Origin of the sequence: Winogradskyella sp., from assembly GCF_016744625.1 — a bacterium.
Taxonomy (GTDB): domain Bacteria; phylum Bacteroidota; class Bacteroidia; order Flavobacteriales; family Flavobacteriaceae; genus Winogradskyella.
The window spans coordinates 1-11,171 of sequence record NZ_JADGDZ010000041.1 but is presented as its reverse complement, the minus strand read 5'-3'; the positions used below and the strand labels follow the sequence as shown (position 1 = coordinate 11,171).

General features: G+C 32.2%; 13 protein-coding genes and 1 pseudogene. 6 read left to right on the top strand and 8 right to left on the bottom strand.

What is annotated here, in order from left to right:
• From QZZ53_RS09900 to QZZ53_RS09865, 8 genes are all read right to left on the bottom strand, one after another.
• On the bottom strand, window positions 1-429 hold a 429-nt coding region (locus tag QZZ53_RS09900), incomplete at its 3' end, for a hypothetical protein (protein WP_296384114.1).
• A gap of 54 nt (window positions 430-483) precedes the next feature.
• A complete protein-coding gene (locus tag QZZ53_RS09895) occupies window positions 484-1,917 on the bottom strand; it encodes a flotillin family protein (protein ID WP_296384112.1) in 1,434 nt (477 codons plus the stop codon).
• Window positions 1,918-1,956: 39 nt separating this feature from the next.
• Window positions 1,957-2,595 carry a hypothetical protein gene (locus QZZ53_RS09890; RefSeq protein ID WP_296384110.1) on the bottom strand — a complete coding sequence of 213 codons (639 nt, stop codon included), beginning with the start codon at window positions 2,593-2,595 and terminating at the stop codon, window positions 1,957-1,959.
• Between the two features lie 58 nt (window positions 2,596-2,653).
• Window positions 2,654-3,793: a beta-ketoacyl synthase N-terminal-like domain-containing protein gene (locus QZZ53_RS09885; RefSeq protein ID WP_296384108.1), complete on the bottom strand. Its 1,140-nt coding sequence runs from the start codon at window positions 3,791-3,793 to the stop codon at window positions 2,654-2,656.
• A gap of 37 nt (window positions 3,794-3,830) precedes the next feature.
• Window positions 3,831-5,096 (bottom strand): adenosylmethionine--8-amino-7-oxononanoate transaminase, encoded by a 1,266-nt coding sequence (gene bioA / locus QZZ53_RS09880; RefSeq protein ID WP_296384107.1) that lies wholly within the window; start codon window positions 5,094-5,096, stop codon window positions 3,831-3,833.
• A gap of 228 nt (window positions 5,097-5,324) precedes the next feature.
• Window positions 5,325-5,936, bottom strand: a complete 612-nt coding sequence (gene bioD / locus QZZ53_RS09875) for a dethiobiotin synthase (RefSeq protein ID WP_296384105.1) — start codon at window positions 5,934-5,936, stop codon at window positions 5,325-5,327.
• Complete coding sequence (locus QZZ53_RS09870) at window positions 5,933-6,313, bottom strand: DUF2007 domain-containing protein (protein ID WP_296384102.1); 381 nt, start codon at window positions 6,311-6,313, stop codon at window positions 5,933-5,935. The genes bioD and QZZ53_RS09870 overlap by 4 nt, the downstream gene beginning before the upstream one ends.
• A gap of 15 nt (window positions 6,314-6,328) precedes the next feature.
• The gene (locus QZZ53_RS09865) at window positions 6,329-7,462 is read right to left on the bottom strand and encodes a pyridoxal phosphate-dependent aminotransferase family protein (protein ID WP_296384101.1); all 1,134 of its coding nucleotides are present in this window, start codon (window positions 7,460-7,462) and stop codon (window positions 6,329-6,331) included.
• Window positions 7,463-7,569: 107 nt separating this feature from the next.
• On the opposite strand from QZZ53_RS09865, the gene QZZ53_RS09860 reads away from it, so the two are divergent.
• The 6 genes and pseudogenes from QZZ53_RS09860 to QZZ53_RS09835 form a co-directional block, all read left to right on the top strand.
• A complete protein-coding gene (locus QZZ53_RS09860; RefSeq protein WP_296384099.1) occupies window positions 7,570-8,091 on the top strand; it encodes a DUF2975 domain-containing protein in 522 nt (173 codons plus the stop codon).
• 2 nt (window positions 8,092-8,093) lie between these two features.
• Complete coding sequence (locus tag QZZ53_RS09855) at window positions 8,094-8,618, top strand: DUF2975 domain-containing protein (RefSeq protein ID WP_296384097.1); 525 nt, start codon at window positions 8,094-8,096, stop codon at window positions 8,616-8,618.
• A 4-nt stretch (window positions 8,619-8,622) separates the two neighbouring features.
• Window positions 8,623-8,829, top strand: coding sequence for a helix-turn-helix transcriptional regulator (locus QZZ53_RS09850; protein ID WP_296384095.1), 207 nt, complete (start codon window positions 8,623-8,625; stop codon window positions 8,827-8,829).
• Between the two features lie 20 nt (window positions 8,830-8,849).
• Window positions 8,850-10,106, top strand: a complete 1,257-nt coding sequence (locus QZZ53_RS09845) for a Y-family DNA polymerase (protein WP_296384094.1) — start codon at window positions 8,850-8,852, stop codon at window positions 10,104-10,106.
• A complete protein-coding gene (gene umuD, locus QZZ53_RS09840) occupies window positions 10,103-10,543 on the top strand; it encodes a translesion error-prone DNA polymerase V autoproteolytic subunit (protein WP_296384092.1) in 441 nt (146 codons plus the stop codon). The genes QZZ53_RS09845 and umuD overlap by 4 nt, the downstream gene beginning before the upstream one ends.
• 5 nt (window positions 10,544-10,548) lie before the next feature.
• Window positions 10,549-11,171: pseudogene (locus QZZ53_RS09835) on the top strand (hypothetical protein); the annotation flags it as partial.

Below are 11,171 nucleotides of genomic sequence, written 5' to 3'. Positions count from 1 at the left end.
ATTTAATAGTAATCCTATTTCTTTAGCTTTTATAAAAGCATCATCTAAATTATAAGTATTGTAAGCTTCAATTTTTTGATTAGAATTATAGAATAAATTGAGTTTAATGATTTCATTTGAAACGTTAGCTTCAGCAGTTCTAGATCTTAAAGTTGTAGTTTCATTAGTTCTAAAAATGGAAATGTATTCTATATCAGGAATGGATTTCCATTTCCCGAAAGAGATTCCTAAAACGGATTTTATCTCTCTATACTTTTGGTTTTTAAAGTCAAATTCTGAACCTTCAATTAAAAGAAGAAAAATCCCGATACCAATTAAAATGAAACCTTTAAAACTTGTAAATAGTGAAACGATTCCAAGAATTAGAGCAGAACAGCCTAAAATTAATTTCCAAATAGGAAGCTTTCTTTTGAAAATAAAATTACCCATAATTACATAAATATAAAAAGTCCACTCTAAATTTAAGTGGACTTTTTTCTTCTATTATTTCTCTTCAGAATTATCAATTTCAGCATCATCTGCTTCAATCTCTTTTTTGTCTTTACCTTTTAAATATTCAGGTAAATCCATGCCAGCCATATTAAACATTTCTTGTAAAGGTGGTACAGATTTGTACATGCCAGATAAGAAATTAGCAGTTGACGATTTTCCGTCCTCACCGTTTCCTCCATTATCCCAAACAGTAACCTTATCTATTTTGATATTTTTAATAGCATCAGATTGTATCTGCACCAATTCAGGTAATTTATCTGCAATCAATAACAATACAGCATCTCTACTATTATTTCCAGCAGCTTTTACAATTTCTTGTAAACCAGCTGCTTGTTTTGTTAAAACTTCAAATTGTCCTTGTGCTTCTGCTTGCGCTTTAAAAAGTATCGCATCTGCTTCACCTTTTGCACGTCTTCTGATTCTTTCAGCTTCAGCTTCAGCATCAATTTCAACTTTACGTTTGTCAATTTCAGCAGGTACAATAATATCAGCCATTTGAGAAGAACGCTCACGTTCAGCTCTGGCAATCTCAGCATGTTGTTCTGCAGCGTAAGACTCTTCTAACGCTTTAGCTGTTTGAACTTTTTCAGAAGCAATAGCTACACGTTCTGCTTCAGCTTCGCGCTGACGACGTAAAGAATCTGAATTTGCTACCGAGATTTTAGCCGAGTTTTCACCCTCTACCGCTTGTGCATTTGCAGCAGCGACTTGGGTTCTTTCATCTTGTACAGCATTGGCTTCACCAATAGATCCATCTCTGGTTTTCTCTGCAACCGATTTACGAGCTGCATTAATTGCATGAGCAGCAGCTTCTTTACCAAGTGCTTCGATATAGCCAGACTCATCAACAATATCTGTTATGTTTACGTTGATTAATTTAAGACCTACCTTCTTTAATTCGGTTTCTACACTCTGTGAGATATTAGTTAAGAATTTATCACGATCATTATTAATTTCTTCAATATCCATCGAAGCCACAACTAAACGTAATTGACCAAAAATAATTTCTTGTGCTAATTCTTGAATTTCATTTTGACCTAATCCTAATAAACGCTCAGCTGCATTTTGCATAATACCTGGCTCAGTAGAAATACCAATAGTAAATCGAGATGGTACATTAACACGAATGTTTTGTTTAGATAATGCGTTAACAAGATTTACTTCAATAGAAATTGGAGTTAAATCTAAGAATTCATAATCTTGAATCACAGGCATTATAAATGCTGCACCACCATGAATACACTTGGCAGATTGACCACCTCCAACTTTTCCATAGACAACTAATATTCTATCTGACGGACAACGTTTGTAACGTTTTATAAGGATGATTAAGGTTAATACAATAAATAGGGCGACGAATATTAATAGCATAGGACCTCCTATGCCTTCCATGTTAATACCATCTTGTATGCTTAGTAATTTCATATCGTAAATTTTAAAGGTTAGTATTGAGTTATTTTGAGTTTAATCGTTGCTTAGTAAATGGTTTTTGCCTTCTTGTAGTTGTTCATTTTCTGTGAGAGAAGGTTGAATTGGTTTTCGTGTTTGGTCAACGATGAGAATGCCGTTAGAAGTCACATCGACGACTTTTATAATGGTTCCAGATTTTAATTCTGTTAACGAATCTGTAAGTGCATCAAGCTCTCGCATAGTACCTTGCACACTAATGCTTACTTTACCCATTCTAGAGCGATCTGCTCCAATAGTTAAATAAACTTCACCTACAGCATCAATAGCATTTTTATAATTTAAAGTCCCACTATCTGTTAATTTGCTAATAAAGTAGAATAGTGTTGCCATAATCACCATCATTAATAATCCAGAAATAACTGAAATAATTATGGTTAATGGAGTTGAAAGACCAGCATCGATGCAAGCAATACCACTCCAGCCAAAAATGGTAAAAAAGCCAACTAGATTTTTAAAAGAGATGAATTGAAATCCAGCACCTGCATCCATATCAGAGTCAATATCTTCAAGGTCATCAGCATCTCCTCCTATAAATGCCATAATCATGACAATTGAGAAAATCAGAGAGCCAATAATAGCAACTAGCCAATATACTTTTGGTAAAAATTCTAAATTTGAGAACCATTCAGCCATAACTTCAAGATTTAATAAGCGTTAATAAAGATACATTCATTTGTAAGATTATTTAATCTTATTTTGAAAGTATTATCGAGACTGCATTACCACCAAAACCGACGGCATTAATCATAATTCTTGAAATCTTTTTTGGATGCGATTGCTCCAAATATGGAATGTCAATAAATGTTTGATGGTTAAGCATTAGTATGGCCATTTCTATGCTGAGCAATCCGGATGCTCCTAAACTGTGACCAACTTGTATCTTATTAGTAGTCAATGAAGGAATTTTGTTACAAAAAATCTTCTTTATTGCATTGTATTCTGCCAAATCTCCTTTAATTGTGCCAGGAGTATGTGTTACTATAATGTCGATTTCATCTGCATTTGTATCACCCAAAGCCATTGTCATTGATCGTTGAAAACAATCTGCATTTGTAGAAAGCGAGGCATTATGTTCTAAGAGTTCTGTGCCGTAACCAACACCTTCAATAATGGCTAAAGCGTTTTCTGTTTTTCCTATTTCTAAGCAAGCTGTTGCAGCTGCTTCACTCAAAATCATAGTGTTTTCAATCTTTTTGAAATCTAATGCTCTACAAGGAAATTCATCATTTTTTCTGGCATAGATTTTTAAAGCTTGCATTTGTGCAATCGTAAAAGGCGTTAATGGTGCTTCACTACCACCAACTAAAAATTTGTCGCACATACCAGAATTTAACCAAGCGATTCCATTAAGTATAGCATGCAATGCGGTCGAGCAGGTTATGGAATGTGATACTTCAGGACCTTTAGTTTGCAAATCGTGTGCAATCCAAGATGATATATTACCTAATGTTGTTGTTGGGGAACTTAAGGTTTCAGCTTTGGTTTTATCTAAAAAACTTTCAAAGTATTTTTCGAATAAACCTGTTGCTCCTCGTGAAGAACCTATATTGATTCCGAAATTATCAGAAGATTTCCATCCAGCTTCTTTAATAGCTTCTCTAGCTGAAAAAATACCGAATAAAACGGAGTCATCTAGTTGTTTATACTTGTGATTAGAATGTCGTAGCTTATCAATTTCTTTTTTGGCTTCGAGCGGTAATTCAGCAACAAATGCTCCATCTTTTTGGCTAAAAAAATGAGACTTAGACTTATAATTGTTCCAAATGATTTTTTTATTAAAACCTAGAGGAGAAATCGATGAAATAGCCGTTATGGAAATGGGTTGGTTCAATAGAAAATTTCTTTACAGCAAAAGTAATGGTTATCACTTAAAAAGTATCTAAAGCAGCTTCAATTGTTGAATAGATTTTTTCTAATTCAGAATCAGTAATTACATAAGGAGCTAAAATATAAATGGTGTTACCAAGTGGTCTTAGAAAGAGACCATTATCCATAAAGAATTTAAAGAGTTGATCTCGTAGATTGCCATAACGTTCCATTTTTATATTGAGATCTAATGCAAAAATGATTCCTAATTGACGAACAGATTCTACTTTCGAATGTGCTTTAATACGCTCACCAAAAGCTTTATGAGAGCTGGTTATTCTAGATATATTATTTTGAATTTCATTAGAAGTCAATAATTCAATTCCGGCTAAAGCAGCAGTACAAGCTAATGGATTAGCAGAGTAGGTGTGACCATGAAAAAAACCTTTTGTAATATCCTTACTTAAAAAAGCATCATAAATATTTTGAGAACAACTTGTAATGGCCATTGGTAATAAACCTACGGTTAAGGCCTTACTTAAACATATAATATCTGGTTGATTGTTGAGGTGAAGCGATGCAAAGTGTTTTCCTGTTTTACCAAAGCCAGTCATTACTTCGTCAGCAACAGTTATAATATTTTGAGATTTACAAAATTCTAAAATGGAGTCTAAGCCCTCAGTATTATGCATTTTCATTGCTGCAGCACCTTGCACTAAAGGTTCGTATACAAAAGCTGCAATAGTATTATCTTTTGAAATTGATTTTAATTGCTCTAAAATGTCATTATGATTAGTTCCGTTTGGTGTAGGTATTCGTTTCACTTCAATAAAGAAATCTTCAAATGGACCGTTATAAACAGATAAACCCGAAACACTCATCGCACCAAAAGTATCTCCATGAAATCCATCTTCGAATGCAATTAATACATTTCGTTTTTCATTATGATTAAAATGATATTGTAATGCCATTTTAATTCCGACTTCAACCGAAGTAGAACCATTATCACTAAAGAAAATCTTTTCTTGGTTATTAGGTAATATGTCAATTAAAGTTTCTGATAATTTTATTGCTGGTTCGTGAGTTAGGCTACTAAAAACAACTTGATCTAATGTCGTCATTTGTTTGTAAACACGACTAGTAATATAAGAATTACAATGACCATACATACAGGTGTACCAAGATGCAATCGCATCTATGTATGTATTACCATCTTCATCGTGTAGTGTGCAAGCTTCAGCTTTTATAATGGCAACACTTTCTGGATGTAGTTGATGCTGTGTTAATGGATGCCACAGATGTTTTTTATCTCTTTCTTTTAAGCTCATGTTCACTTCCTGCGAAAGCAGGAATTTTATTAATGTTAGTTACTCTTTTTTGTCATTCCTGCGAAGGCAGGAATCTATTTTTTTAAAGTTCATTTTGTCTTGATACAAAACGAACCAAAAATAAAATCTAAATTTTTTCCAAGGCTTCAAAAATTCTTAACGATTTAATTTTTATATTCTGCATTTCAATGTTCAATTCTAAGCATTGATTTGAGACTTGAATATTTGCTAATTTAGGTTTTTCCTGAATAATTCTGCATACTCGGCAATAACGTTACGATCAAAATAAGGCTCGTCATTTATTCTACCAATAATTTTAACTCCAGTCATTTTCTCAATTATAGATTCTGTGGATTTGTGTTCATCTCCACTATAAATTAAAGCCACATTAAAACCTTTAGCTTTTAATGTGTTTATGGTTAAAAGTGTGTGGTTAATACTTCCTAAATAATGACGAGATACTATAATGACTTTATCTTTTGGCTGAATGAGATCTAAAACTGTTTCAGAATCATTTAGAGGCACCATCAATCCACCAGCTCCTTCAATGACTAAATGATTTTTAGTTGGAGGACGTTTTATTTGTTTTAAATCAATGGTTAATCCATCTAATTCTGCAGCTCCATGAGGACTCATTGGTGTTTGCAAAGCAAAGCTGTTAGGATGAAAAACCGATTTAGAATTTGAAACTAAACTTTGTACCTTTTTGGTGTCACAATTGTCTAATTCGCCAGCTTGGACAGGTTTATGATAGTCTGCTTCTAAAGCTTCAACTAAAATAGCTGAAGCGATGGTTTTGCCAACGTCTGTTGAAATGCCTGTTACAAAGTAGGTGTTCATTGAAAGATAGTATTACAAACGTTACAGCGGTATTTTCTTTTTTCGAAAAAAGGAAAAAGCATATAGAATATATTTTTCCGTGAAGGTTCAGCAATTAAAGTTTTTGTGGACTCACAATTTACACAAACAATAGCGTTGCCTTGTTCGTCTTTTTCGTAAGCTCTTATTTGATTGTAAATGGCTATAGCTTCTTTTAAATTATCATTATGAACCAATAGTTTTACACCACCAATGGCTTGACTAATTAAGGGATCTGAGTCTACAGTTTTTTCGTCTAATAGCATGGTACGAATACCTTCAGCATCTAGTTTAGATTTTGTAATCTGAGCCTCAGTTGAATAAGGAAAATTAGCTAAGATTGTATAATGATCGATCATATAGATTAATTGACTTTATACAAAAGTAGCAAGTAACTGCAAGACTTTTGTTATTTCGTCTTTAGAATTGTAACTATGTAAACAAAACCTTAGTCGTTCTTCATTTTTAGGCACTGTTGGTGATAAAATTGGTTTTACATTAAATCCTTTATTTTGAAGTTTTTGAGCAACAGATTTCACTTTGTCATTTCCAGAAATTATACAGCAATGTATCGCAGATTCACTTTTTATAAATTTATCTTGAAGTTTTAAACACTTCATCTCTGATATGAAAAAGGCAATGGTTTGTTCTAATATTTTAATTTGATTTGTGCTAGTCAATTCTTCATAAGCCATTGTTATTGTTGCTAAAGTATGCGGAGGTAAGGCAGTTGTATAAATGAAAGATCGCGAAAAATTAGTCAGATAACTTTTTAAACTTTGTGAACCTAAAATTGCTGCACCATGGCAGCCCAAGCCTTTTCCAAAAGTTATGATTCTTGCAAAAATTTCATTCTCAAGATTATATTCCTGTACTAAACCATTTTCAAAAACACCTAATGCATGGGCTTCGTCAATAATTAAGTGTGCATTATAAGTTGCACAAAGTTGGGTGAGTTTTAGGAGATCTGGTGAATCTCCATCCATTGAAAAAACGGATTCGGTAACGATGTATATTTCAATGTCTTTCTGATTTTTGCTACGCTCTATCTGACATTTCTCTTCTAAATGGTTTAAATCATTATGTCTAAACTTATAGTTTTTAGCATTGCTCATGTTTATGCCATCTCTTATTGAGGCATGAGCAAATTCGTCATAAAACACAACATCGCCTCGCTGAGGTACGGAAGACAATAGACCTATGTTAGCATTGTATCCTGAATTAAAAATTATAGCAGCTTCGCTTTTATGAATTGTTGATAGTTGATTTTCTACTTTAGTATACAATGAATGATTTCCAGAAAGTAAACGTGAACCAGTAGCCCCATTTTGTTTAAGCTTCTTATCTATTATATATTGATGTGCTTTATTAAAAATAGTTTCAGATTTTGAAAACCCTAAATAATCATTAGATGAAAAATCTATCAGATTAGTAGTTGTACCTAGTTGCCGAAACGCATTGTTTTCTTTTCGACTGCCTAGTTTTTTATGTAATTTTTTTGGTAGCACGAGTCAAAGATACAAACTGCTATGAGACTATAAATTATCTTTTTTTAATAAAAAATTATTGTTTGTCAATAATTTTATTACATTTGTTATCGTTAAACAATAATAAAATGAAAACAAATCGAATTTTTAGCATTATGAATGTTGTCTCATGGATTGTTTTTATAGGTCTATGTATTAAAGCAGGATCTATAATTTTTGTTGCTATCCTAAGCCTATTTGTAAATAAGAGTGCAACAGAGAATTTATATATGGGAATGGATTTTTCTAACCTGTATGATTTTAGTGTTAATCATTATACATTTACGGTATTATTTTTAATCTTAATAACATGCTTAAAGACTTATATTTTCTACTTACTTATTAAAATTTTCAAAAACCTTAATTTTCAAAAGCCATTTGCAAAATCTATAGTAGATTTAATTTTTAAGATCAGTTATGTGTCACTTAGTGTTGGCCTTGTAGGTGTTGCTGCCAACTCATACATCACATGGTTGAGGTCTAAGATATTTTTTACTTCAATAAATATTGATTCATCAGCATATATATTTATGGCAGGAGTTGTTTTTATAATTGCATCACTATTTAAACGTGCTGCTGAAATTCAATCTGAAAATGACTTAACCATATAACTATGAAAGACAATACAAAATTATTAACTTATATAACTTATGGCATATTATTAGGAGCCGTTTCAGTATTGCTTAATGATATGCGTGAGTTTGATTTTAACCAATTTGAAAAATTTACAAATTGGGCAAAGACTGCAGATAAAAATGAATCTTGGTTTACCTCAAAAAACGCTATTGAATGGAGTTACTATGCTATAAGTGCTGGTCTTTTCTTTTGGAGAGGGTATCTTATTTATGGTTTTAGTTATTTCTTATCCATTCTAAAAGAGATTGAAAGGGGTAATTATTTTAGTGATAAGAATATTATATACTTTAAAAAGATTGGAAATATTTTTATTAGTTACACAGTGAGTGTATTGATATTAAGGTTTCTTTTAGCTTCAATTGGTGAATCTACCTTTGATTTCTTCGACGAGTTAAAAGCAGAATTCACCTTTTTAATTCCTGCAGGATTGGCTTTTTATATTTTAGCCGAAATCTTTGAAAAAGGAAAACAAGCCGAAGAGGATAACGAATTAACCATATAGTTTTATGCCAATAGTAGTAAACTTAGACATAATGTTAGTTAAGCGAGGGATGAAAAGTAAAGAACTCGCTGAGATTATTGGTATTACTCCAGCAAATATGTCAATTTTAAAATCTGGTAAAGCTAAAGCGATGAGGTTTTCTACTTTAGAGGCTATATGTAAAGCTTTAGATTGCCAGCCTAGTGATATTTTAGAGTACGTCGAAGACTAAAATTACTATCTTTATAGTCTATGTATGCCTTAGTAGATTGTAATAATTTTTATACGTCTTGTGAGCGGGTTTTTAACCCAAATTTAGAAGGACAACCAGTTGCTATTTTAAGTAATAATGACGGTTGCGTTATTTCTATGAGTGATGAAGCAAAAGTCCTAGAACTTCCTTTTGGTGCTCCAATTTTTAAATGGGAGGGTTTTTGTAAAGCAAATAATATTAAAGTACTGTCATCTAACTATCCCTTATATGGTGATATGAGTAGCCGTGTTATGAGAATACTAGAACAGTTTACTCCAGATGTTGAAATTTATAGCATAGATGAAGCTTTTCTTCAGTTTAAAGGGTTTGAAAATTATGATTTTGAAGACTACGGAAATCAAATAAGGAAGCGTACCCTAAAATGGACAGGTATTCCAACTTGTGTTGGTATAGCTCCAACAAAAGCATTGACTAAAGTCGCTAATAAAATTGCACGAAAATTTCCTAAAGAAACAAAAGGTGTTTATGTTATAAATTCAGACGAATCTAGAGTTAAAGCTTTAAAATGGATTAAACTTAAAGATGTTTGGGGAATAGGTCGAGGCTTACAAAAACGATTAAAAGCTAAAGGTTGTAAAACAGCTTATGATTTTACACAGCTCAATGATGATTGGGTACGTAAAACATTTTCGATTACAGAATGGAAACTAAAAAAAGACTTAGAAGGAGTCTCTAAAATTCATTTAGATGAACCTAAAACAAAACGTGCCATTGCTACTACGCGAAGTTTTGAATATACGTACTCAGACATTGATAATATAAAAGAACGGATTTCTACATTTGCTACAAGTTGTGCTGAGAAGTTACGTAAACAAGGTTCTAGTTGTCATATGGTTATTGTAATGCTGAGCAGCGATAGGCATAAAAAAGATTTAGAACAACATAGAGGAAGCACCATGGTGAGTTTTCCGTACCCTACAGATTCTTCTTTGTTAATTAGTACACAAGCCGTAAAAGCTGTAAAATTAATTTATAAATCAGGAATTAAATATAAAAGGGCAGGAGTTATTGTTACAGGTATAGTACCAACAGATAATTTTCAATTAGATTTGTTTAATAAAGAAGATCCTAAGCACAAGCCTTTAATGTCTGCAATAGACACAATAAATAAAAAGTACAAGGGTTATAAAATTAAATTAGGAAATCAAGATTTAGAACGCACCTGGAAAATGCGTCAAGAGCGTTTGTCCCCAAGATATACCACAAATATTAACGATATTATTACTGTAAAATGATAGCACACAAATCTTCAAGTTTAGCATTTTTCGTTCCAGAAGCCATAGAAGGTACTGGTACAAACTTTTTTGACACAGGTATTTCTGCAGGTTTTCCATCACCAGCAGAAGACTTTAAAGAAGAACGCTTGTCTTTAGATGATGAGTTGGTAAAGAACAAAGAAGCTACATTTTATGCAAGAGTAAGTGGGCAATCTATGATTGGAGCAGGATTAGATAACAATGATTTACTAGTTATAGACAGAAGTCTAGAGCCTGAAAACAACAAAATTGCAGTCTGTTTCTTAGATGGAGAGTTTACGGTAAAACGCCTTAGAGTTTCTGATGGAGAAGTATGGCTTCAACCCGAAAACCCAGATTATCCTATTATAAAAATTACGGAAGACAACAACTTTCTTATTTGGGGAATTGTGACTAATGTGATAAAAAAGGTGTAATCTTTATGACATTCGAAAACCCTTTATTGTTTTTTTTATGCTCCATTGGAGTATTTAACGGATTTATAGCGAGTTTTTATTTTCTGTTTTTCAGTAAGCAGAAGCGTGTTCAAAATTTATTTTTTGGACTTCTACTATTAATGCTGAGCTTAAGAATAGGGAAATCTGTTTATATCATCTTTACAGAGATGGCTAATCGAGATTTATTGATTTCTCAAATCGGTTTATCTGCTTGTTTTTTAATAGGAATTTCGTTGTTTTATTATTTAAAGTCTTCAGTAGAAAACAGAAAAATTATTCCGAAATCGTGGAAAATACATTTTGCAATTCTTGCTATAGCTATTATTTTAACAGGAATTTTAAAACCATATAGAACCAGTATAGATTTTTGGCATCAGTATTTAGTCAATTTCATCTATGCGGTTTGGGCAATTTATTTAATCTTTTCAGGCTTTGTTTTAAAAGATATTTTTAAGAAACTTATTAGTAAACAATCTAGGTGTACGACTTCCGAGGTTTGGTTAATTGCCGTTTTTGTAGCGAATGTATTAATCTATTCAGCCTATATTATTGGTTATTTTTATTTGTATTTAGTAGGAACAATTACATTTTCGGTAGTGTTTTATGC